Below are 23264 nucleotides of genomic sequence, written 5' to 3'. Positions count from 1 at the left end.
CATTCACGGGTGCCGGCTTGTGCCGCCGGCTTTCCCAACCCCGGGCGAGCCGTCCGGGACATGTTCAGGACGCCACTTCCACCGGTTCGGCGGATAGTGCGGGTTCGATGCCATCGAGCGACGTGGCACGGATGAGCCGCTCTTGGAGCATCAGCAGATGCTGGCGCATGGATTCGCCCGCCCGCGCCGGATCGCGCGAAGCAATGGCGTCGATGATGTCGGCATGCTGGGCATAGGCCAAGTTGATGCCATTGTCGGTGCGGGCGCGCTCGCGAATGTTCTGCCAGGCCTCGTTCTGGCGCACATGATTGATCACATCGAAAATGGTGAGGAACAGCCGGTTGCGCGCGCTCTGGGCGATCTGCCGGTGCAGCGCGCCATCCCAGAGCTCCCGCGCATCCGCGTCATCGCTCTTGGTGATCTTGACGGCCAGTTCGCGCATGCGAACCAATTCGGAGGGCTTGGCGCGCAAGGCGGCAAGCTGCGCCAGCTGCGGCTCGATGCGCAGGCGCACCTCCATGATCTCCATGAAATCGGTGCCGGCAACAATTGCTCCGACCTCGCCCGCCAGCGTATCCGGCCGCTGGCCGACAAACGTGCCAGAGCCCTGGCGGCGCCAGACCGCGCCTTCCGCCTCGAGCACCTCGAGCGCCTGACGCACGGCGCGTCGACCAATGCCGAGACGCTCCGACAGCGCCCGCTCGGTGGGCAGTTTGCCATCGGCTCCGAAGTCGCCCTCGTGCAGCAAGGCGCGCAGCTTTTCCAGTGCGTAATTGGCATTGTCGAGGGGTGGCTGCGTCTGTACCATTGTGTGAACCAATTGGCGATTGGTTCATCTTCGGGCAAAGGTCGCCCGGAAGTCAAGCCAGAATCTGAGCACAATCGGATTTGCTTAAATAATATGCATCTGCCTGTGATTATTTTTCTGGAACGTCGTCGCCAGAAGAGAAATTGGTCAGATATCGACGTTATCATTTGACCCAAATCATTTGTTGCGCTGCAATAAGCATCACACCGGAAGACGAGGCACCCTCATGTACCAATACGATCTCATCGTCATCGGCAGTGGCCCTGCCGGCCGCCGCGCCGCGATCCAGGCGGCCAAGCTGGAAAAAAAGGTTCTGGTCATCGAACAGGGTCGACGGGTGGGCGGTGTCTCCGTGCATACCGGCACGATCCCGTCGAAAACGCTGCGCGAAACCGCGCTCAATCTCACCGGCTGGCGCGAGCGCGGCTTTTATGGCCGCTCCTACCGGGTCAAGCAGGAGATCAGCGCCGAAGACCTGCGCCGCCGCCTGCTGATCACCCTTGATCATGAAGTGGAAGTGCTGGAGCACCAGTTCGCCCGCAACCGCGTGCAACAGATGCGCGGCCGCGCCCAGTTCGTCGATCCGCATACGATCGAGGTGGAAAAGGTCGACGGAGAAATCCTGCGGCTGACCAGCGCCTCGATCCTGCTTGCCGTCGGCACCCGGCCGTATCGCCCCAAACACATTCCCTTCGACGGCGATGCCGTGATCGACAGCGACGAGCTTTTGGAAATCAAGGCCGTGCCGCGCTCTCTCGTCGTGGTCGGGGCCGGCGTCATCGGCATCGAATATGCCACGATCTTCAGCACGCTGGACACCCAGGTCACCGTGGTCGAGCCGCGCGAGTCCATGCTCGACTTCATCGACAAGGAAATCGTCGAGGATTTTGCCTACCAGCTGCGGGACCGCAACATGAAGCTGATCTTTGGCCAGACGGTGGAAAAGGTCGAGCGCGAGGATCCGAAAGGCAAATGCCGCGTGACGCTGAAGAGCGGACGCGTTCTACAGGCCGAAATGGTGCTGTTTGCCGCAGGCCGCGTCGGCGCCACCAGCACGCTCAACCTCGCCGCCTGCGGGCTTGAGGCCGACAGCCGCGGCCGCCTGAAGGTCGATCCCGAGACCTTCCAGACGGCAGTTCCCCATATCTATGCCGCCGGCGATGTCGTCGGCTTCCCAAGCCTCGCCTCGACCTCGATGGAACAGGGCCGCATCGCCGCCCGTCATGCGGTGGGCGCCGAGGCCAACGAGCCGCCGCAATATTTCCCCTATGGCATCTATGCCGTACCGGAAATCTCCACCTGCGGCCTCACCGAAGAAGAAGTCATCCAGCGCGGCATTCCCTATGAGGCCGGCATCGCGCATTTTCGCGAGACCTCGCGCGGCCACATCATGGGGCTCGATTCGGGGCTTCTGAAGATGATCTTCTCGCTAAAGACGCGCCGGCTTCTCGGCGTCCATATCGTCGGCGAAGGCGCAACCGAACTGGTGCATATCGGCCAGGCGGTGCTGAACCTCAAAGGCACGGTCGAATATTTCGTTGAAAACACCTTCAACTATCCGACGCTTGCCGAAGCCTACAAGATCGCCGGACTGGATGCCTGGAACCGCATGGGCGAAGGACCGAAGGAAGCACCGGTCGCAACCTCGCAGTCGCTCGACCCGGCAACCCCAAACGATATTCCAGCACCGGCCAAGACAGCCTGACAACAGTCAGCGGATCAGATCAGCCTCGCAGCCTCCATGAGGCTTGCGGGGCTTTTTTATGTCTGGCCCGGACAGGCATAAAAAAAGCCGCCTCGCAGAACGAGACGGCCATTTGAAGAGAAAAGCCGGCGACAGGCGCCGGCTTTCCGAAACGATTAGCGCGAATAGAATTCGACGACCAGGTTCGGTTCCATGATGACGGCGTAAGGAACGTCCGACAGCGTGGGAACGCGAACGAAGGTGGCAACCATCTTGGTGTGGTCGGCGTCGATGTAGTCCGGAACGTCGCGTTCAGCGAGCGACACCGATTCGAGAACCGTGACCAGCTGCTTGGACTTCTGGCGCACTTCGATTACGTCGCCGGCCTTGCAGCGGTACGAACCGATGTTGACGCGAACGCCGTTGACCGTGACGTGGCCGTGGTTGACGAACTGGCGGGCAGCAAACACCGTCGGTACGAACTTGGCGCGATAGACGATGGCGTCCAGGCGCGATTCGAGCAGGCCGATCAGGTTTTCGCCGGTATCGCCCTTGCGGCGGTTGGCTTCGTCATAGGTGGCGCGGAACTGCTTCTCGCGGATATCGCCGTAGTAGCCCTTCAGCTTCTGCTTGGCGCGCAGCTGCACGCCGAAGTCGGAAAGCTTGCCCTTGCGGCGCTGGCCGTGCTGGCCGGGGCCGTATTCGCGACGGTTGACCGGGGACTTCGGACGACCCCAGATATTTTCGCCCATGCGGCGATCGATTTTGTACTTGGATGCAGCGCGCTTGCTCATCGCATTTCCTTTCACAGTTTGGCAGGCCGGACCTTGCGGCGCCAGCCTTCAGGAAACACGCCCTCCTAAGAAGCGCCTCTTTCAAGGCCACCTCTGACAGGTTTCTCACGGAGCGTCCGGAGACAACCACGGGACATGTCGTTGAAACACAGGACATTGCTATCCGGTGCTGGCGCGGTCTTTAGGGGCAAGTCATGAGATTGTCAACATCCGTAGCCATTGCCGACGGGGATAGGCACACCTGTGGCTTGGCACATTCAACAGGACAGCACGATGGCGATGGATGGTGGAAAAAATTGTGCCCGCCCTCTTGAACCACAATTTTGCCATCCCCAGATTTTCGCCAGCACCGGGCCCCTCTGACGTGTACTGCCGGATCGACCCGTGATGTCGGTGCTTCATCAATCAACCTGATCCGGCATGGAAAAATGTCATGGATTTTCTCTGGGTTGATGTCCAGGGGGCCGCCGTCTGGATGTGGCTCACCTTTCTTGCCATCGTGATTGCTCTGCTTGCACTGGATCTCGGCGTTCTTCACAAGAAGAGCAAGGAGATCGGCATCAAGGAGAGCCTTCTGCTCTCCGGCTTCTACATGACGCTTGGCGTCCTCTTCGGTGGCTTCGTCTGGTCGCAGTTCGGCCAGCAGGCCGGCCTTGAATATCTCACCGGCTTCGTCATCGAAAAAAGCCTCGCGATGGACAATATCTTCGTCATCGCGATGATCTTTGGCTATTTCTCGATCCCGCGTGAATACCAGCACCGTGTCCTGCTCTGGGGTATTCTGGGCGTCATCGTGTTGCGCGGCATCATGATTGCAGCGGGTGCGGCCGTCGTCGAAAACTATGGCTGGGTGCTTTATCTCTTTGCGGCCTTCCTCATCGTCACCGGCATCAAGATGCTGTTTTCGAGCAGCGAGCCTTATGATGTCGAGGCAAACCCGATCCTGAAAGTGCTGCGCAAGCGCCTGCCGATCACCGAGCGCCTGCATGGCGAAAAGTTCTTCGTGCGCCAGCCGGACGAAAAAACCGGCAAGCTGAAGACCTACCTTACCCCGCTGATGCTGGCGCTGATCCTCATCGAATTTGCCGACCTGGTCTTTGCGGTCGATTCGATCCCGGCGATCTTTGCCATCACCACGGACCCGTTCATCGTCTACACCTCCAACATTTTTGCGATCCTTGGCCTGCGTGCCCTCTATTTTGCGCTGGCCGCCCTCATCCACCGCTTCGCCTACCTGAAATACGCGCTGTCGGTCGTGCTGATCTTCATCGGCTCGAAAATCTTCCTGGCCGACATGCTGGGCCTTGCAAAAATCCCGCCGCTTGTGTCGCTGAGCGTCACGATCGCCATCCTGGCCACCGGCATTATCGGCTCGCTCTGGGCGACCCGCAACACGCCGGCCACGATCGACAACGGCAAGGTCAAGGCCGACAACTAACACTGCCCAGACCTCTTCAAGCCGCGCCGGTTCCCCCGGCGCGGTTTTTTGTTGCCCCGCGTTCACGGCAAGACGTTCACGCCAAGGCGGATGCGGTCTATAGGTTGGGCTCGCTCCCATGCCAAAACAGGATGCCGCCCATGTCTCTTCCCACCGATACCGTTCTTGATCGTTTCCTGCGTTATGTCGTGATCGACACCCAGTCGGATGCGACATCAACCACGCAGCCTTCGACGGAAAAGCAGAAGAACCTCGGCCGCATCCTTGAGCAGGAACTGAAACTGCTTGGCCTTGAGGACGCGCATCTGGACGAGCACGGCAATGTCTATGCGACCATTCCGGCCAATACCGACAAGACCGTACCGGTCATCTGCTTCTGCTCGCATATGGACACGGCACCGGATTTTTCCGGCACCGACGTCAAGCCGCAGCTCGTCCCCAATTACCAGGGCGGCGATATCCGCCTTACCGGCGACACAAGCCAGGTGATCCGCGTTGACGATCATCCGGAACTGAAGGCGCAGATCGGCCACACGATCGTCACCACCGATGGCACGACGCTGCTTGGCGCCGACGACAAGGCGGGCATTGCCGAGATCATGACGGCCGCCCAGTTTCTGCTCGCCAACCCGCAGATCAAGCATGGCGCGGTGAAAATCCTCTTCACCACCGACGAGGAAATCGGCCGCGGCGCAGACAAGGTGGACCTCCAGAAGCTTGGCGCCCGCTTTGCCTATACGCTCGACGGTTCGACCATCGGCGAGATCGAGAACGAGACCTTTTCCGCAGACGGCGTGACCATTGCCATTTCAGGTGTTGCCATGCATCCCGGCACAGCCAAGGGGAAAATGGAAAACGCCATCAAGATCGCAAGCGCCATCGTCGCCCGCCTGCCGCAGGACCAGGCGCCGGAGACCACCGAGGGAAAGCAGGGTTTCATCCACCCCGTCGGCATCGAAGGCGCAATGGAAGGCGCCAAGCTCTCCCTCATCATCCGCGATTTCGAGGATGAGGGTCTGGCGGAGAAGGAAGAGCTTTTGAAGGCCATCACCGAAGAGGTCATGACCGCCTATCCCGGCTCCACCTACACCTTCACGGTCAGGCAACAATATCGCAACATGAAGCGCGTGCTCGACCAGCATCCGGAAATCATCGAGAACCTGATCGACGCCACCCGACGCGTCGGGCTGGAGCCGCAGATCCACAGCATCCGCGGCGGAACCGATGGCTCGCGCCTCTCCTTCATGGGCCTGCCCTGCCCCAACATCTTCACCGGTGGCCATGCCTATCACTCGCCGCTCGAATGGGTGAGCGTTCAGGATATGGAGACGTCGGTGAAGACGATCGTGGAACTCGTGAAGGTGTGGGAAGAACGGGCAGCCTGAGGCTTGCGATCCGCGGGCAGCCTTTTCCGGCTGCCCTCAACGGACGTTATTCCGCCGCGAACCGATCGACGCGGGCCGGCTCGTCATCGGTCGCATCCGCCATGCCCGGCGCCGTCTGCACGTCGAGATCCGGGAAGGCGACGATGCGTTTGCCGGAAAAATCCGCATGCACCACGACAAGGCCCTGCTCCTCGAAATAGCCGAGCAGCCGGCGGGCGCGGCGCGCCGAATGCGTGCCATAGGCTTTGGCGATGCGCATGTCGGAGGGGCATGGCTCGCCAAGCAAGGCGGCCTTCGCCATCATCAGGAAGACGCCCTGCAGATCGTCCGACACCCGGGCCGACAGCTCGAGCGCCGTCTGCCAGCCGGGGCTCTGGGCGGTATCCTCGTCGACGCCGGCGCGCGAAATCGCCACGCGGCGGCGAAACTCGCCCATCGCCATCGGCGGTCCCGGCAGGCGGCGCATGCGGGCGCGCACCAGGAATTCCTGATAGAGAACCGCATCGGTGCGATAGGCGGCCTGCGGATCGTCGATGATTTCTGACAGCACGGCGGCCACCCGCTCCTCGCGCTCGTCGGCGGTGAGTTCCGGCGGAGACGGGCGCGCGGGATCCGGCGTCATCGGGCTTGCCGCAGGCGTCGAGCGTGACAGTTCGGCCAGGATATCGGTGGTCGGGCGCGGTGCTGGGGGCGCGCGGCGCACGATCGGGCGGGTAAATTCTTCCGGGTCAGGCGTGAAGATCAGGTCTTCGACATCGGCCACGCTATCCGGCAGCGGCATCAGTTTGGGCGAGGACGAGCGCGCCGAAGTTTCCACCTCGCCGATGACGATCGGCAGCGGCCGGCGCGAGAGCGCAGGTCCGAGGGCCACGAAATTCCCGCGCTTCAGGTCGCGGAACATTTCCGCCTGCCGGCGATCCATGCCCAGAAGATCGGCGGCGCGCGCCATGTCGATATCGAGAAAGGTGCGACCCATCAGGAAGTTGGAGGCTTCGGCGGCCACGTTCTTGGCCAGCTTTGCCAGGCGCTGCGTGGCAATCACGCCCGCAAGCCCGCGCTTTCGGCCGCGGCACATCAGGTTGGTCATCGCCGAAAGCGACATCTTGCGCGCATCTTCGGAGACATCGCCGCCGACGGAGGGCGCAAACATCTGCGCCTCGTCCACCACCACCAGAACCGGATACCAGTATTCACGGTCGGCATCGAAGAGGCCGTTCAGAAAGCCGGCGGCCGCCCGCATCTGGTCCTCGATATCGAGGCCCTCGAGCGTCAGCACGCAGGACACGCGGTGCTGGCGGATACGCGTGGCGATGCCGAGCAGTTCGGCCTCCGTGCGCTCGCCATCGACAACCACATGGCCATATTTGTCGGCCAGTGTGACGAAATCGCCTTCGGGATCGATGATCACCTGCTGCACCCAGGGTGCGGACTGCTCCAGCAGGCGACGCAGCAGATGCGACTTGCCGGAGCCGGAATTGCCCTGCACCAGAAGGCGGGTGGCCAGCAGCTCCTCGATATCGAGCTTGGCCGGCTGCCCGCCGGACAGAGTTCCCATATCGATGCCTACCTGCACTGCAAACCTCATCCTCTCTGCGGGCAATGACCCGCTCATCGGCAAGGGCTTTAGCAAATCTTCACCGAGTCGGCGCGCTGAAAGACACGCCCATCAACAGAGAATTCCAGGGCGCGCCTCAGGCCGCACGCCGGAAGCCGAAGGTGATGAGCCCTGCCCCGATCATCAGCGAGCCGCCGGTGCGGTTGACGATGCGCTGCACCTTCGGTTTGCGGATCGTGTCGCGCGCCATGGAGGCCAGCAGCCCGTAGAGCGCGGCGTTGAGGCTGGCGAGAACCAGGAAGGTCGTCTCGAACACCACCATCTGGGCAAACAGCGGTTCATGAAGGTTCAGGAACTGTGGCAGGAAGGCGACGAAAAACACGATGCTTTTCGGGTTGAGCGCCGTCACCACATAGGTGTGGAGGAAAATCTTCAACGGACGCTCGTCCGCCTCCTCAGTCTCCGCAGCCGCCAGCCGTTCCGACACGGGCGCCCGCCACAGCTTGATGCCGAGATAGATCAGGTAGGCCGCGCCGAGCCATTTGAGCCCGGTAAACAGCATGGAAGACGTGGCGAGAAGCGCACCGAGCCCCAGCATGGAGGCGGTCATCGCGGTAAAATCACCCAGGGCGACGCCGGCAACCGTTGCCATCGCCACCTTGCGGCCATGCGACAGCGCATAGGAAATCACCAGCAGGATTGTCGGGCCGGGAATGGCCAGAAGCACCGCGGATGCGGCCACAAAGGCAAGCCAGGTTTCAAGAGACATCGTTTTTCCCCCTCTCGATGAAGGACCAGCAAGCCACCGCGGCGACAAAAGCGCAAGTCCCTGCGAGGGCGATGGCGCCAATCCTTCGATGCGTCGCTATTCGTTTGCGTCATCCTGCCGTAAAATGGCAGCAGTGTTTTCACACGAACCCGGGGACTGGCAGATCGATGGCGCGAACAGACAGGCTTCTCGATCTCCTGCAGATCCTGCGCCGGCACCGGCATCCGGTGAGCGGTGAAGTGCTTGCCGACGAACTTCACGTCTCCATCCGCACGCTCTACCGCGATATCGCCACGCTTCGCGGACAGGGCGCCGATATCCTGGGGGAACCCGGCATGGGTTACGTGCTGAAACCGGGCTTTCTGCTACCGCCACTGATGTTTTCGCAAGACGAGCTGGAGGCGCTGGTGCTTGGCATGCGCTGGGTGTCGAAGCGCACAGGCGGCGCACTGGGTCAGGCGGCCGACAGCGCGCTCGCCCGGATTGCCGCCGTGCTGCCCGATGAACTGCGGAACCGGCTGGATGATAACCATCTTCTTGTCGGACCGGCGCCAGATTCTGGCACTGATACCGTCTTGCTTACCCCGATCCGGCTGGCGATCCGGCGCGAACACACGCTTGCAATGGCCTACGAGGATCAGTCCGGCGCGCTGACGCAACGGATCGTGTGGCCCATTGCCCTTGGCTTCTTCGATCATGTGCGGGTGCTGATCGCCTGGTGTGAAAAGCGGCGGGACTTTCGCCATTTTCGCGCGGATCGCATCGTCAGTCTTGAAGAGACCGGGCAACGCTATCCGCGCCGCAAGACGGTGCTGCTGAAGGAATGGCGCGCGTCCCAGTCCATCCCCTGAGAAGGGTCAGGCCTGCTGCCGGCAGCGATGCACGATCCTGCCACTTTCTGTCAGCAGCCTGATCTACAGGTCTTCTCGTCCACACAGAAGGAGACACTGATGAAACCCGCCAACTTCGTCCTGCTGCATGTTGCTGATCTTGCCGCAAGCGCCGCGTTCTATCACCGGCTGTTCGATCATCGCCCGGTCGAACACTCATCGACCTTTGCCATGTTCGTGATGCCGGGCGGCTTCCGCCTCGGCCTCTGGAAGGCCGACTGCGTAGCCCCGAAGACTTCGGGAGACAGCGGAGCCTCGGAAATCGTCTTCACCTGCGATGAGGATGCCGAAGTCGAGGCGGTTCATGCCGACTGGCGCGGCAAGGGCGTTACGATCCTGCAGTCGCCGGAAATGATGGATTTCGGCCACACGTTTACGGCAGAAGATCCTGACGGCCACCGCCTGCGGGTCTATCACGTGGCCGCCAATCCAGCCTGAAGACCGTCATCCGCAAGGCGCTGCCAGCGATAGCGCATATCAGGCGCCCGTTCCTCGTTGCCGCGCCCGTCGGTTTCCTCGATCGCCACGAAGCCGTGTTTTTCATAAAACAGGCGGGCGCGGATGTTCTGTTGAAAGGTCCAGAGGTCGAGCAGATCATGCTCGGCCTTGGCCTTTTGGAGCAGGATCGTGCCGATCCCCCGCCCCTGCGTCTGCGGCAGAACATAGAGCTGCTCGATGGCGCCTTGGCGGAAGGCGATGACGCCAAGCAACAGCCCGCCGGCCTCGACGCCCCAGATGCAGCACGTGACGAACAGATGTTCGCACCAGTAGGCGCAGTCTTCGGCCGGCGTGTGCAGCCCGGCAAGATCCGGCAATCGCGCATCGAAGGAGGTTCGGTGCACCCGGGCGGCCTTGGCCATGTCGGCAAGGGTCAGTCGTCGAAGGCACGTCATACTGTTGATCTCTTCAGGGTCATGACCGCTTTGATGCGCATCCCCGGCCAGGCGATGGCCGGGGATGCGCGTCCTCAGAGCTTGATCAGCCACAAGGGATGGCGGGGCATCAAGGGCTGCTCCCTCTTCACGTCGAGACCGATGTCCTGACGCATGCGGTCCGAGAGGTGTCGGGTGCTGTTGACGCGTTCGCGCCTTCTCCACACCACCATGGCGACGGTGCCGAGAAGGCGCCATATGCCGACATGCGACAGAAGGTCCTCGACCTTCGAGAACAGGCTTTGCTCAACCACTGATTGATTTTTAGACATAGAGGTTCCGCCCCGGCGCCATGAGGCCGCCAGGTCCTTTCGAGGTTTGAAAAGACGCAAGGCGCTGCAGACAGGAACCCCACGGATTCCGGGCGTCAACAGGTTACGTCATGCAGGTTGGAGAAACGCCAAACGGCCGTGATTTAGGGCCTTATCAGGCCTGGAGACCGTAATGTGGGTGCAGGCCCGCGACACGCGGCAACACCGTTACGGACACACCGCGAGAGAGGCGCATATACGCTGAAATGGTCTTCATCGGTCGCCTCCTGTGTTTGAAATTGCGGATGGCGGCAAAATGCCACGGCTCCAAAAGCCAGACAAGCACACAATTTCGAATTGCAGAGATTTACTCATATTTGTTGCTGAAAGGCAACAAAGGCAAGCGAGGCTCAGAGAACGCGCAGTCCAAAGCCCTGCATCAGCCGCCGCGTTGAAAAATCCGGCTGGCCGGAGGTGAAGACGGCAAAATCCGCCTCCTCCGGATGCACCGCCCCCTCGGTCAGCGGCACGAGCCGGCGGGCCTGGCGGGCGATCGCCTCGGCCGGATCGAGCCAGTCGACCGGCCACGGCGCAAGACGGCGAAAGACATTGGCCATGAACGGATAATGCGTGCAGGCAAGCACGACGATATCGGTGCGGGCTTCGTCCTTCTCGACAAAGCAAGGCGCGATCTCCGCCTTGACCGCCACATCGTCCAGCGCATCACCGCGTATATAGGCTTCCGCCATGCGCGCGAGGTTTTCAGAGCCGACCAGCCGTACATGGCACTGGCTAGCGAAGGACTGGATGAGATCGCGCGTATAGGCGCGCCTGACGGTGCCGGGCGTTGCAAGCACGGAGACAAGCCGCGAGCGTGTGCGCTCGGCAGCCGGCTTGATCGCTGGCACCGTGCCGACGAAGGTCATCTGCGGAAATGCGGCTCTCAATGCGGCACCGGCAAGCGTGAAGGCCGTGTTGCAGGCAATCACGCAGATTTCAGGCTCATAAGTGTCCAGCAGATCGGCAAACAAGGACAGAATGCGCGCCTGAAGCGCTGCCTCCTCCCAGCCGCCATAGGGGAAGCCCATGTCATCGGCCACATAGATGAAACCGCGCTCCGGCATCAGCACGCGCGCCTCGCGCAGGACCGTCAGGCCACCAATGCCGGAATCGAACACCAGCACGGGCTTTGCTGTGGCGGGCGCCCTGGCCTGCGTGTCATCATTCGGATGCCGTGTCATTCCCGTCATCCTGCCCCTCGCCCGATTGCGGCCCCTTGCCCTTGGCCCAGCGTCGCGAGAACCGGTCGAGCGAGGTGAACACGCCCCGCAGAAGACTGATTTCCGGCTCGGTAAATCCCGGACGGGACAGCACGGCGCGCAGGTTATCGATCATCTTCGGCTTCTTCGTCAACGGGTGGAAGTAATTGCGCGCGTCGAGCGCTTCCTCCACCTGCTCGATCATCCCCAGAAGCTGCGATTTGGTGGCAGGCTTCTGATCCACCTGCTGGAAGGGCGTCGCTTCCACATCCTCCATACCGCTCTTCATCCATTCATAGGACATCAGAAGCACGGCCTGGGCGATGTTGAGCGAGGCAAAGGCGGGATTGACAGGAAACGTCACGATCTCGTCGGCAAGCGCCACTTCCTCGTTGGTCAGCCCCCAGCGTTCGCGCCCGAACAGGATGCCGGTCTTTTCGCCGGCGCCGAAGCGAGTACGCAGCGTGGCGGCGGCCGTCACAGGCGCACGCACGGGCTTGAAGCCGTCGCGGTTGCGCGCGGTCGTCGCATAGACGAAATTGAGGTCGGCCACGGCCTCTTCCAGCGTTGCAAACACCGTGGTGCCGGCAATCACATGGTCGGCCTTGGCGGCGGCGGCCTCAGCCTTCTCGTTCGGCCAGCCGTCGCGCGGATTGACGAGCCTCAGTTCCGCCAGCCCGAAATTGGCCATGGCGCGCGCCACCATGCCGATATTCTCGCCGAGTTGCGGCTCGACGAGAATGACCGCCGGGCCTTCGGCAAGAAGGATGCGTTCGCTATTGGTGCCTGCCATGGTCGTCCTGTCCGATCTGCGAGTGCTGCGGGCGCTATATCGCCCTCCGGCCGCCAACTGCAAGCGTTAAGCCTGTGGATCCTGCCATCAGCTGGACAGGCGCAGAAGCGTAATGCCGATCATGTCGAGGCCCTGCTTTGCGCCGCGACTGAGGCTCGGCAGATGGTCGAGAACCTCGCGTCGCGCCTTGAACCCTTCGTAGAACGGCTTTGCCCGCACCTCGCGCGCGGCCGGCAGCTTGGCAATCAGATCGTCGATCACCGCCCGGTCGCGCTCCGGCATGGCCAGTTCCGGCAGCGTCTGCCCGCGGGCAAACATGCGCGCCCAATAGGTACAGGCCAGAAACACCGCAAGCGTCTGGCGCACATGCCCGGGCTTCGTGACGATGGACCAGGCGGCACCCAGTGGGCGGGCAGCCTGGGAGAGATCCGCATAGGCCATGTCCAGCCGGCGCGAACGTTCGATCAGTTCCGCGCCCGGCGCGCCGTTGCGGGCAGCGTTGAGCAGATCGCCTAGAACGTCGTACCAGCGGGCAAGCGCCAGTTCCAGCGTCTCGCGGGTGCGCGAAGGAAACACCACGAAGGCAACGGCCGTGCCGGCCACCGCCCCGATCAGCGTTTCCTCGACACGCAGCAGCAGAAGCTGATGGGTGAGAACACCGATCAGGCCATAGATCACGCAGATGACGATCGACAGGAAGAAGGTCATCACCGCATAGGAGGCCTGCAAGGCATAGAAGGCGAGAAAGATGCCGATGCCGGCAACAATGATGCTTCCGGTCAGATCGCCCTGCAGCATCGAGGCAAGGAAAAGGCCGACGCCGATGCCGGCCAGCGTCCCCGTCGATCTTTGCAGCGCCCGCACGGCCGTATCGCCGCGCGATTTCGTATTGGTGAACACAAGAAAGGCCGTCAGCACCGCCCAGAACCAGCGCTCGCGTGACAGCATCAGGCCGAAGACCATGGCAATGCCGGAGGCGATGGTGATCTGGAGCGCGGCGCGCACCAGCGGGTTGTTCAGCGAGAAATCGCGTGGCTGGCGCTGGCGGCCTTCGCGCGTCGGCGACAGCGAACGGAATTGGTCGCGGGAGCCCTCTTCAATGAGGGCTGCAAAACGCACCCGGATCCGGTGCAGCAGCGCGAAGACGGAAATGTTTTCGCGCAGATGCCGGTCCGGCGTGTCATCCACGATGCTCGTCCATTCGGCAACAGCCTCGTCCTTGCCTTCCAGCACCGCATGGACGAGGCCGAAGGGCGCCGAATTGTAGACGCTGAGAACCACGGCACTTTCGGTTGCCAGATGCAGGTCGAAAATCGCCATGGCGATGTCCATGACGTTCTGGTCGCTCTCGTCCAGCGTGCCGTCGCTGCTGCGCGGAAGAAGCGCTTCCGCCATCAGCGAGACTTCCTTCAGCCGCTCCTGCAGCGCAATCAGCTCGGCGCGGTCCTCGTCCAGCGTCACCTGCGCGCGCGCCAGAAGTGCCAGCCGCACCAGGATGTCGTTGACGCGCCCCTGCATGGCGATCATCGCCTGCAACAGGTCACGGCCGCGATCGTCGGGCAGCAACTGTGTACGCACCACGTGTCCCACGAGCACGGCCACCACCAGGGCAAAGGCCGCAAGCGGCAAGTCGTCCAGCCCCGGCCGCAGATAGGCACTGAGGAAATAGGAGGTGAAGGCGAACATGCCGATGGCAAAGCCGCGCGGACCATAGACGCGCGCAAGGCTTGCGAGAAACACGATGGCCAGGAATGCGAGATCGGAGAGGTAGCGGTGATCCTCCAGCGAGCTTGCCAGCGCAATGCTGCCAAGGCTCGCCAGCCCTCCGAGAAGCCGCGTCACCATCTGGCCGCGGGGCGTGCGATCGCGCACCGCAACACCGCCCTCGATGGAGAGGATGATCGCAAGTCCGAAGGCCATGGGCGGCAGCGGCAACAACAAGCGGTGGATGGCGACCAAGGCCGCCACCGAAAGCCCGATGCCAAGCGTCACACGACCGCCCATTCTGGCGCGCGACAGGGCCGGATCGATCGAATGAAGCCAGTCGATCAGGGAGATTCTCGATGCCATATCGTCTTTTGTGCCATGTGCTGTTGAACGCGACGGCCCGTCAGCCCGTCGCGCATTGAAATCGCGCCTCCGCGCGACGCCGGGGACATCGCGCCCCTGCGCGACGCCGGCAAGGCCGACGTTAAAATACTACTGCTGGCCTTTCGCCAGGCTTTGCATTTCAGCGATCACCGAATCGCGCTCATTGTCGGCAACGCGGTGAATATCATCGATGACCGGCTTGCCGCCTTCCGTCACGACATCGAAATCGACCTCGCTCACGGAGTTCTTGATATCCTCCTCATCGATGCAGGTCCACTGCTTGAAGCGTACCTTCACCGGCGTCACGCCGTCCTTGGCCGCGCCTGGAACGATGGATATGTCCTGCAGCGGGCAACCGTCCTGCGAATTGGTCACCACGTCATAGCCGAAGGGATCACCCGGCTCATTGTTCTCGGTGTCATAGGCCGGATGCTTGGCCGCTTCCTTGTAGGCGGCCTGAAACCGCTTGCTGAACAGTTTGGCGAGCGGATCCGGATCAAAAATGAATTTCCAGCCCGCGTCGACACTTTCCCAGTTCGTCTTGGTGATGGCCATCACCTGGCGCACGGGCTCTGCGACGTCCGCGGCGCCCGCGGTTTCGGTGCTGACAACGGTGGCAAAGGCTGCGAAAAAGAAGGCGAGCGGTGCGGTCCGCATGTGCGTGGTATCCCTGAGTGGCGGTGCCCGGAGATTATCCGGGCCGGTTGATTTGACAATGGCAATTGTTCCACCACGGCTTTGCGTTCGGCTGCGGCAATGCTATAGCGCACGGGACTTCATTCCATCCTATCAGGGGCTTCGGTCCCGTCCATCAAAGAGGCTGATACATGAACAAGATCAAGGTTGCCAACCCGGTCGTCGATCTCGACGGCGACGAGATGACCCGCATCATCTGGCAGTTCATCAAGGAAAAGCTGATCCTGCCCTACCTTGATCTCGATATCGAATATTACGACCTCTCGGTGGAAAACCGCGATGCCACCAACGACCAGGTGACGGTCGATGCCGCCCACGCCATCAAGAAGCACGGCGTCGGCATCAAGTGCGCGACCATCACGCCGGACGAAGCCCGCGTGAAGGAATTCAACCTCAAGGAAATGTGGAAGAGCCCGAACGGCACGATCCGCAACATCCTCGGCGGCGTGATCTTCCGCGAGCCGATCATCTGCAAGAACGTGCCGCGCCTCGTTCCCGGCTGGACCAAGCCGATCGTTGTCGGCCGTCACGCCTTCGGCGACCAGTACAAGGCAACCGATTTCAAGTTCCCCGGCAAGGGCAAGCTGACGATCAAGTTCGTCGGTGAAGACGGCGAAGTGATCGAAAAGGAAGTCTACAACGCACCGGGCGCCGGCGTGGCGCTTGCCATGTACAACCTCGACGAGTCGATCCGGGAATTTGCCCGCGCCTCGATGATGTACGGCCTGATGCGCAAGTGGCCGGTCTACCTGTCCACGAAGAACACCATCCTGAAGGCCTATGACGGCCGCTTCAAGGACATCTTCGAAGAAGTCTACCAGACCGAGTTCAAGGCGAAGTTCGACGAAGTCGGCATCGTTTACGAACACCGCCTGATCGACGACATGGTTGCCTCGGCCCTGAAGTGGTCCGGCGGCTACGTCTGGGCCTGCAAGAACTATGACGGCGACGTCCAGTCCGACACGGTTGCCCAGGGCTTCGGCTCGCTCGGCCTGATGACTTCGGTTCTTCTGTCGCCCGATGGCCGCACGGTCGAAGCCGAAGCCGCTCACGGCACGGTGACCCGTCACTACCGCCAGCACCAGAAGGGTCAGGAAACCTCGACCAACTCGATCGCCTCGATCTTCGCCTGGACGCGTGGCCTTGCCCACCGCGCCAAGCTGGACGACAATGCGGAACTTGCAAAGTTCGCCTCGACGCTGGAAACGGTCTGCATCGACACCGTCGAAGCCGGCTACATGACCAAGGACCTGGCACTCCTCATCGGCCCCGATCAGCCGTGGCTCTCCACCACCGCCTTCCTCGACAAGGTGGACGAGAACCTGCGCGCCGCCATGGCCGCCTGAGCCATCGCAGCCTGAATGCCTTTCTGAAACCCGGCCTTGTGCCGGGTTTCTTTTTTCCGCGGCGTTTCCAGGCCTGCGTCAATGCAGCCGTCCGCATCACCTTTTTGCCAATCGGCTCCCATCGCAGCAGCGGAAACGAATTCGCCTTTGCAGTTGGACGCCAAGCCGGGTCGTGGTAATGACCCGGCCATGAACACGACCTCCTTTTCCCCCATTCACGTCATTGGCGGCGGCCTTGCCGGCTCCGAAGCCGCCTGGCAGATCGCCGAAGCCGGCGTGCCCGTCATCCTGCACGAGATGCGCGGCGTGCGCGGCACGGATGCCCACAAGGGCGACGGGCTTGCCGAACTCGTCTGCTCCAATTCATTCCGCTCCGACGATGCAACGGCCAATGCGGTCGGCGTCATCCATGCGGAAATGCGGATGGCCGGCTCACTGATCATGGCCTGCGCCGACCGCCACCAGGTGCCGGCCGGCGGGGCGCTTGCCGTCGACCGTGACGGGTTTTCCGATGCGGTGACGCGCGCCCTGCATGAGCATCCGCTGATCACGGTTATACGCGAGGAAGTGCAGGGCCTGCCGCCCGCCGACTGGGACCTGACGGTGATTGCGACCGGCCCCCTCACCTCGCCGGCGCTGGCTGCCGGCATCCAGAGCGAGACCGGCAAGGATGCGCTCGCCTTCTTCGACGCCATCGCGCCGATCGTCCACCGCGATTCGATCGACATGGATATCTGCTGGTACCAGTCGCGCTACGACAAGGTCGGCCCCGGCGGCAACGGCCGCGACTATATCAACTGCCCGCTCGACAAGGAGCAGTACGATGCCTTCGTCGATGCCCTGATTGCCGGCGACACGGTGGGCTTCAAGGAATGGGAAGGCACGCCCTATTTCGACGGCTGCCTGCCGATCGAGGTGATGGCCGAGCGCGGTCGCGAAACGCTGCGCCACGGGCCGATGAAGCCGATGGGGCTCACCAATTCCCATAACCCGACGGTCAAGGCCTATGCGGTGGTGCAGCTGCGCCAGGACAACGCGCTCGGCACGCTCTACAACATGGTCGGCTTCCAGACGAAGCTGAAATACGGCGCGCAGGCGGAAATCTTCCGGATGATCCCGGGCCTGCAGAATGCCGAATTTGCACGGCTCGGCGGCCTGCATCGCAACACCTACATCCACTCCCCGACCCTGCTCGACCACAGCCTTACCCTGAAGAGCCGGCCGGGCCTGCGCTTTGCGGGCCAGATCACCGGCTGCGAAGGCTATGTGGAAAGTGCCGCCATCGGGTTGCTCGCCGGCCGCTTTGCCAGCGCCGAGCGCAAGGGCGACAGGATTTCCGCCCCGCCCGCCACCACGGCGCTGGGCGCCCTGCTCAACCACATCACCGGCGGCCATATCGTATCCGAGGATGAACCGGGAAAACGTTCTTTCCAGCCGATGAACATCAATTTCGGCCTGTTTCCCGATCTTGCCCCCGGCTCCATCGTGCGCCCCGAAGGCCTGAAGCGCTTTCGCGGCAAGGATAAGACGATCATGAAACGCCAGCTGATGGCGCGCCGGGCACTTGCCGACTGCGCCACCTGGCTCGGCAAGCCGGCGCCGGTCGTGGACGCGGCCGCCGCCGAAGAGGAAGACGCGGTCGTCTGACCCCTGTCTGACAAGGGTCGGGCCGAAGGGCCCGCCTCAGCGGCTCTCTTCCAGCTGCTGCAGTTCCGGTGCCACGTAATTTCCAAGCAGCCAGAGCGAGACTTCGGCCGCTTCCTGCGCCGTTGAAAAGACAAAGCTGTCGTCCTGGCCCGGTGCGTCGAGAAACTGGATGGTGAGGCCCCGATCACTCTCCATCGGCGTCACCCGCACGCGCCCCGGCTGGATCAGGTGGCAGGCATAGTGGGAGCGGCGGTTGCGCATGATGCCCGCCTTGTTGTCGTGCAGGCGCACGAAGATGGCAGAACCATCCGCCGTCTCATGCAGGTTGCGGATCGCCTCGGTCGGATAGGCGCGGCCGAATTCCAGGATGGCCATGCTCGGATCATGCCGATCGGCGTCCTCCCGCTCGCGGGCCATGCGCGTCGCATAATAGGCAATCAGAATGACCAGAAGGCCGATGATCGCCCAGATTGCCAGTGCCACAGTGCTCTCCTGCTCAGGCCAGCCTTGGGCTGCATATCGCAGACCGTCACGAGGACCGCATTAGCCGGCGAGGCTTGCGCCAGCGTGACAGCAGATAGAGTGGATCAAATTTTCTTCAAGACAAGCGTACGCGCCATGCGCAGCTGTCGGCGCCACTGCGCCTGCTGTAAACCTGCCGTGAGAACACCCGCCTTCAGCTTGACGGCACGCCGCAGCACCGGCTCGACAATGGCCGCCGGCAGGAAGGCGGGAAGCACCGGCGCCGGGATCTGACCGGCATTGCGGGCCTTTTCCAGGTGATCAAGACCAAGCCCCGCAAACGCCTCGATGGCGTGGCCGATATTGTCGCTCTGCCCACCGGCCAGAAACCGGTCCCGGTCAAGCCCGGTGGCGGTGAGGATATCCTGCGGCAGATAAAGCTGGCCGCGCCGTTGGTGCAGCGGCATCAGCAACAAAAACCCGGCAATCGCCTGCGCCACCCCGGCATGTCCGGCAATTTCCGAGCTTGCCATGGCAGACGGCGCGTCGAGCACAAGACCTGCAAGCTGGATCAGGGCGGATGCGGTTTCGCCGGCATAGCCTTCGAGCGCATGGCGGTCCGGCATCGGATCATCATAGAGATCGAAGACCCGTGCTTCGATCATCGCCAGGAGCACCGTGCGCGGCAGGCTGTAGCGCTCGATCGTGTCCATCAGGGCAGCCGCCACCGGATTGGCGCTTGCCTCGCCCTTGGCATCGCCCTCCAGCAGATCACGCCACCATTGCAGGCGGATCTCGCCGGCAAGCGGTTGCTCGGTGACATCGCGCACGCGCGCAATTTCGGCGTGGAAGGCATAGAGGGCCGCCAGCGCCCCGCGCTTGTCTTCCGGCGACAGGAGACAGGCAAGGTAACGGTCGCGGTCGGTCTCCCGCAGTGTCGACAGGCAGATCTGGAAATTATCGGTTGGCGCAGCCGTCACATCGGTCTCCGAACCCTGGGGTCTCCGACCCTTAAAGTTTGCCCCGCGACCGGGGATTTGGCTCAGACGGCGATGAGGGCCGCAGCGACCGGACGCATTTCACCGAGCATGATGTTATACGTGCGCACCGCCGCGCCGGTTCCCATCGAATCCGATGAAATGCCGCGTCCCCTGAACGCCGCCTTCAGCGGCGCCGGTAAGGTACGCAGATCGCGCCCCGTGCCGACGAGAAGAAACTCCACGCCCGTTTCCTGAAGAACGCGCGCAAATGCGTCCACCGTCAGCGCGGCGCCCTCCTCCATGTCCCAGCCATAGATGCCGGAAGGCAGGCACAGCAGAGATCCGCGATGCGACATGTCGGCAAAGCGAAAACCGCCATTGCCATAGGCATCGATGGGTGCACGCCCGGGAAAATGGGCATCGCGGATTTCAGGCGCGCGGGCCAAGGATCAGACGCCCGGCTTGCCGGAGGGCAAGCTCTTGTCCGTCTTGGTCTTGCGGTTCTCTTCCGTATCGAACGCATCGGTGCGCAGCCTGAAGGCAATCAGCACCGGTGCCGCGATATAGATCGAGGAGAAGGTGCCGACCGCCACGCCAAACAGCATGGCGAAGGTGAAGGAGCGGATGACTTCGCCACCGAAGAGATAGAGCGCCGAAAGCGCGATCATCGTGGTGAGGCCGGTCAGAACCGTGCGCGACAGCGTCTGGTTGATCGAGATGTCGATCAGGTCGGACAGCGGCATCTTCTTATAACGCCGGAGATTTTCGCGCATGCGGTCGTAGACCACCACCGTATCGTTCAGCGAATAGCCGACGATGGTGAGGATGGCCGCGATACTCGTCAGGTTGAACTCGATGCCGGTCAACACGAAGAGGCCGAGCGTCAAGATCACGTCGTGCATCGTCGCGATGATGGCGCCGACGGCAAACTGCCATTCGAAGCGGAACCAGATGTAGACGAGGATGAACAGAAGCGCGATGCCGACGCCAAGCGTTGCCGTATAGGTCAGATCGCTCGACACGGAGGGACCGACCACTTCGACGCGACGGAATTCGTAATCGCCCTCCAGATCGCCACGGATACGGGCGAGCGCCGACTGCTCGGCATTTTCGCCGCCGTCCTGCGCCTGCACGCGCACCAGAACGTCCTGCGACGTGCCGAAACCCTGTGCCTGGACTTCACCGAGATTGAGCTGGTCGAGGCGGGCGCGGATATCGGCGATGTTGGCGTCGCCCTGGCGCGCCTTCAGCTCGATGATCGAACCGCCGCGGAAATCGATACCGAGGTTCATGCCGACCGTCACGAAGCTGACGAGCGAGGCGATGGAAAGCGCAGCGGCAATCAGGAAGGTGTAGCGGCGGATCGACATGAACGGCAGGCCGCGACCATCGAACACGCCGGTGCGAACGCCCTTCGGCAGGTGCTTCGGCTTGGCGCGGCGCACCCAGACGGCAAACAGCCAGCTGGTGAAGGTAAAGGCGGTAAAGACGGTGGTGACGATACCGACGGCAAGCGTCACGGCAAAGCCGCGCACCGGGCCGGAGCCAAGATAGAACAGCACCACGGCGGCAATCAGCGTCGTGAGGTTCGCATCGATGATGGTGCCGAAGGCACGCTTGAAGCCGCTGTCGATGGCCGGCAGCAATGAGCGACCGCTTTTCACCTCTTCACGGATACGCTCGTAGATCAGCACGTTGGAATCGACCGCCATGCCCATGGTGAGCACGATGCCGGCGATGCCGGGCAGTGTCAGCGTCGAGCCGATCAGAGAAAGCACTGCGAGGATCATCACGATATTGATGGCGAGCGCGATATTGGCGAGCACGCCGAAGAAGCCATAAAAGGCAAACATGAAGGCGGCAACGGCGACCGCGCCAATGATGGAGGCAACGACACCGGCGCGAATGGAGTCTGCACCAAGGCCCGGACCGACAGTGCGTTCTTCGACCACCGTCAGCGTTGCTGGAAGCGCGCCGGCGCGCAGCAGGACGGCGAGGTCATTGGCGCCCTGGACGCTGAAATTGCCGGAAATCTGGCCGGAGCCACCGATGATCGGTTCGCGGATAACGGGGGCCGAAATCACCTGGTCATCGAGCACGATGGCAAAGGGACGGCCGACATTCTGCTGCGTTGCCTGGGCAAAGCGCTGCGAACCACGCGAATCAAAGCGGAAGGTCACCACCGGCTCGTTGGTCTGCTGGTTGAAGCTTGCCTGCGCATCGACGAGGTTTTCGCCGGATACCAGTGCACGCCGCTCCACGAGATAGGGCACGGCCGGATCATCGGTCGAGTACATGATCTGCGAGGTTGCGGGCGGACGGCCGTTCAGCGCCTCCTGCACCGGCATCGAGGTATCGACCATGTGGAAGGAAAGCTTGGCCGTCTGGTTCAGAAGCGCCTTCAGGCGCTGCGGATCCTGCAGACCAGGGACCTGCACGATGATGCGATCATCGCCCTGGCGCTGGATGAGCGGTTCGGTGGTGCCGAGCTCGTCGACGCGACGGCGCACCACTTCGATCGACTGCGTGACGGCGGACGACATGCGGTAGTCGATGCCCGAATCGGTGAGGCTCAGGCGCAGAAGGCCGTCGCCCGAATCGTCCAGCCTCAGTTCCGTGATGCTGCCACCAAAGGTTCCGGCAGAGACCGGCTGCAGCAGCGGCTTCAGGGCATCGCGCGCCGCCTGCAGCTGCGCCACATCCGTTACCCGAACCTGGATCTGCTGGCCCGTGCCGTTGAGGCCCGTATAGCGCACATTGGCTTCACGCAGCACGTTGCGCACGTCGCCGACGATGGTTTCGAGCCGTTCCTTGACGATATCGCCCCGCTCGATCTTGAGCATGATGTGCGAACCGCCCTGAAGGTCGAGGCCGAGCGTGACCTTCTTGGTGGGGAACCAGCCCGGGAGCTTTGCCAACTGCTCGCTGCTGAACATGTTCGGAGCCGCGATCAGCAGGCTGACGGCAATCACGAACCAGATGAATAGGGTCTTCCAGCGGGAGAAGTATAGCATTGCGCTCTCGATGTTCTGGCAGGGTCAAAAAGGCGCCCGCTTCAGCGGACGCCGAGCCCGGGTAGAGTGTCAGGCCTTCTCGGTCTTGACCGGCTCGCCCTTCACGCGGACTTCAGCCACGTAGGTGCGCAGCACGCGAACCTTGACGTTTTCGGCGATTTCCACTTCCAGTTCCGCGTCATCGACCACCTTGGTCACCTTGCCGGAGATGCCGCCACCGAGAACGACCTGGTCGCCGCGACGGATATTGGACAGGGTTTCCTGGCGCTTCTTGAGCTGCGCACGCTGCGGACGGATCAGGAAGAAATACCAGACCACCATCAACGGTGCGAAGAGGAAAAGCATTTCGAGGCCGGAGCCAAAGGGGGATGCAGAGGTGGCTGCACCTTCGGCCTGGGCAAATGCTTCAGTAATGAACATCGAGAACTCCCGGAATTGGATGACGGAGGCACCCCCCGTTTCAAGCCGCC

General features: G+C 62.4%; 22 protein-coding genes. 7 read left to right on the top strand and 15 right to left on the bottom strand.

The annotated features are described in order from the left end of the window. Window positions 1-64: 64 nt before the first annotated feature. Window positions 65-808, bottom strand: a complete 744-nt coding sequence (locus J2858_RS10105; protein ID WP_210104660.1) for a FadR/GntR family transcriptional regulator — start codon at window positions 806-808, stop codon at window positions 65-67. Window positions 809-1034: 226 nt separating this feature from the next. On the opposite strand from J2858_RS10105, the gene sthA reads away from it, so the two are divergent. Continuing rightward, window positions 1035-2513, top strand: a complete 1479-nt coding sequence (sthA, locus tag J2858_RS10100; protein ID WP_210104659.1) for a Si-specific NAD(P)(+) transhydrogenase — start codon at window positions 1035-1037, stop codon at window positions 2511-2513. Between the two features lie 155 nt (window positions 2514-2668). Here the strand turns inward: sthA and rpsD are convergent, their stop codons facing one another. Continuing rightward, window positions 2669-3286, bottom strand: a complete 618-nt coding sequence (gene rpsD / locus J2858_RS10095) for a 30S ribosomal protein S4 (RefSeq protein WP_210104658.1) — start codon at window positions 3284-3286, stop codon at window positions 2669-2671. A gap of 433 nt (window positions 3287-3719) precedes the next feature. On the opposite strand from rpsD, the gene J2858_RS10090 reads away from it, so the two are divergent. Further along, window positions 3720-4724: a TerC family protein gene (locus J2858_RS10090; protein ID WP_210104657.1), complete on the top strand. Its 1005-nt coding sequence runs from the start codon at window positions 3720-3722 to the stop codon at window positions 4722-4724. A gap of 140 nt (window positions 4725-4864) precedes the next feature. Then, a complete protein-coding gene (pepT, locus tag J2858_RS10085; RefSeq protein WP_210104656.1) occupies window positions 4865-6109 on the top strand; it encodes a peptidase T in 1245 nt (414 codons plus the stop codon). Between the two features lie 46 nt (window positions 6110-6155). On the opposite strand, the gene J2858_RS10080 is transcribed toward pepT, so the two are convergent. Next, window positions 6156-7682, bottom strand: coding sequence for a helicase HerA domain-containing protein (locus J2858_RS10080; RefSeq protein WP_210104655.1), 1527 nt, complete (start codon window positions 7680-7682; stop codon window positions 6156-6158). Between the two features lie 118 nt (window positions 7683-7800). After that, a complete protein-coding gene (locus tag J2858_RS10075) occupies window positions 7801-8433 on the bottom strand; it encodes a LysE family translocator (protein ID WP_210104654.1) in 633 nt (210 codons plus the stop codon). A 167-nt stretch (window positions 8434-8600) separates the two neighbouring features. Here J2858_RS10075 and J2858_RS10070 point away from each other — a divergent pair, with 167 nt between their 5' ends. Both J2858_RS10070 and J2858_RS10065 read left to right on the top strand, forming a co-directional pair. Next, entirely contained in the window at window positions 8601-9284 is a 684-nt protein-coding gene (locus J2858_RS10070) for a helix-turn-helix transcriptional regulator (RefSeq protein WP_210104653.1), read from the top strand. 99 nt (window positions 9285-9383) lie between these two features. Beyond that, window positions 9384-9761, top strand: coding sequence for a VOC family protein (locus J2858_RS10065; protein WP_210104652.1), 378 nt, complete (start codon window positions 9384-9386; stop codon window positions 9759-9761). Here J2858_RS10065 and J2858_RS10060 read toward each other — a convergent pair. The 6 genes from J2858_RS10060 to J2858_RS10035 form a co-directional block, all read right to left on the bottom strand. Further along, window positions 9737-10216, bottom strand: coding sequence for a GNAT family N-acetyltransferase (locus J2858_RS10060; protein WP_210104651.1), 480 nt, complete (start codon window positions 10214-10216; stop codon window positions 9737-9739). The two genes, J2858_RS10065 and J2858_RS10060, sit on opposite strands and share 25 nt — an antisense overlap. Before the next feature lie 74 nt (window positions 10217-10290). Next, entirely contained in the window at window positions 10291-10509 is a 219-nt protein-coding gene (locus J2858_RS10055) for a DUF1127 domain-containing protein (protein WP_210104650.1), read from the bottom strand. 407 nt (window positions 10510-10916) lie between these two features. Next, the gene (gene murI, locus J2858_RS10050) at window positions 10917-11747 is read right to left on the bottom strand and encodes a glutamate racemase (protein ID WP_210104649.1); all 831 of its coding nucleotides are present in this window, start codon (window positions 11745-11747) and stop codon (window positions 10917-10919) included. Next, window positions 11728-12558 (bottom strand): RNA methyltransferase, encoded by an 831-nt coding sequence (locus tag J2858_RS10045; RefSeq protein ID WP_210104648.1) that lies wholly within the window; start codon window positions 12556-12558, stop codon window positions 11728-11730. Before J2858_RS10045 ends, murI begins: the two co-directional genes overlap by 20 nt. An 87-nt stretch (window positions 12559-12645) precedes the next feature. Continuing rightward, the gene (locus J2858_RS10040; RefSeq protein WP_210104647.1) at window positions 12646-14628 is read right to left on the bottom strand and encodes an FUSC family protein; all 1983 of its coding nucleotides are present in this window, start codon (window positions 14626-14628) and stop codon (window positions 12646-12648) included. Between the two features lie 129 nt (window positions 14629-14757). Then, on the bottom strand, window positions 14758-15306 hold the full coding sequence (locus J2858_RS10035) for a hypothetical protein (RefSeq protein WP_210104646.1): 549 nt from the start codon (window positions 15304-15306) through the stop codon (window positions 14758-14760). A 170-nt stretch (window positions 15307-15476) separates the two neighbouring features. Here J2858_RS10035 and J2858_RS10030 point away from each other — a divergent pair, with 170 nt between their 5' ends. Further along, complete coding sequence (locus tag J2858_RS10030) at window positions 15477-16691, top strand: NADP-dependent isocitrate dehydrogenase (RefSeq protein WP_210104645.1); 1215 nt, start codon at window positions 15477-15479, stop codon at window positions 16689-16691. 189 nt (window positions 16692-16880) lie between these two features. After that, window positions 16881-18338, top strand: coding sequence for a methylenetetrahydrofolate--tRNA-(uracil(54)-C(5))-methyltransferase (FADH(2)-oxidizing) TrmFO (gene trmFO, locus J2858_RS10025; RefSeq protein WP_210104644.1), 1458 nt, complete (start codon window positions 16881-16883; stop codon window positions 18336-18338). 36 nt (window positions 18339-18374) lie between these two features. Here trmFO and J2858_RS10020 read toward each other — a convergent pair whose 3' ends face one another. The 5 genes from J2858_RS10020 to yajC all read right to left on the bottom strand — a co-directional run bounded on the left by J2858_RS10020 (window position 18375) and on the right by yajC (window position 23214). Next, complete coding sequence (locus tag J2858_RS10020) at window positions 18375-18821, bottom strand: hypothetical protein (protein ID WP_210104643.1); 447 nt, start codon at window positions 18819-18821, stop codon at window positions 18375-18377. A 104-nt stretch (window positions 18822-18925) separates the two neighbouring features. Next, window positions 18926-19780, bottom strand: a complete 855-nt coding sequence (locus tag J2858_RS10015; protein WP_210104642.1) for a phytoene/squalene synthase family protein — start codon at window positions 19778-19780, stop codon at window positions 18926-18928. Window positions 19781-19842: 62 nt separating this feature from the next. Next, window positions 19843-20226 carry an Mth938-like domain-containing protein gene (locus tag J2858_RS10010; RefSeq protein ID WP_210104641.1) on the bottom strand — a complete coding sequence of 128 codons (384 nt, stop codon included), beginning with the start codon at window positions 20224-20226 and terminating at the stop codon, window positions 19843-19845. Window positions 20227-20229: 3 nt separating this feature from the next. Further along, window positions 20230-22794, bottom strand: coding sequence for a protein translocase subunit SecDF (secDF, locus tag J2858_RS10005; protein WP_210104640.1), 2565 nt, complete (start codon window positions 22792-22794; stop codon window positions 20230-20232). A gap of 69 nt (window positions 22795-22863) precedes the next feature. Beyond that, window positions 22864-23214 carry a preprotein translocase subunit YajC gene (yajC, locus tag J2858_RS10000; protein ID WP_210104639.1) on the bottom strand — a complete coding sequence of 117 codons (351 nt, stop codon included), beginning with the start codon at window positions 23212-23214 and terminating at the stop codon, window positions 22864-22866. Window positions 23215-23264 lie beyond the last annotated feature (50 nt).

It is taken from the genome of Neorhizobium galegae, assembly GCF_017877135.1.
Taxonomy (GTDB): Bacteria; Pseudomonadota; Alphaproteobacteria; order Rhizobiales; family Rhizobiaceae; genus Neorhizobium; species Neorhizobium galegae_A.
The sequence above is the reverse complement of the archived record's forward strand: the minus strand, read 5'-3'. Positions and strand labels throughout refer to the sequence as shown.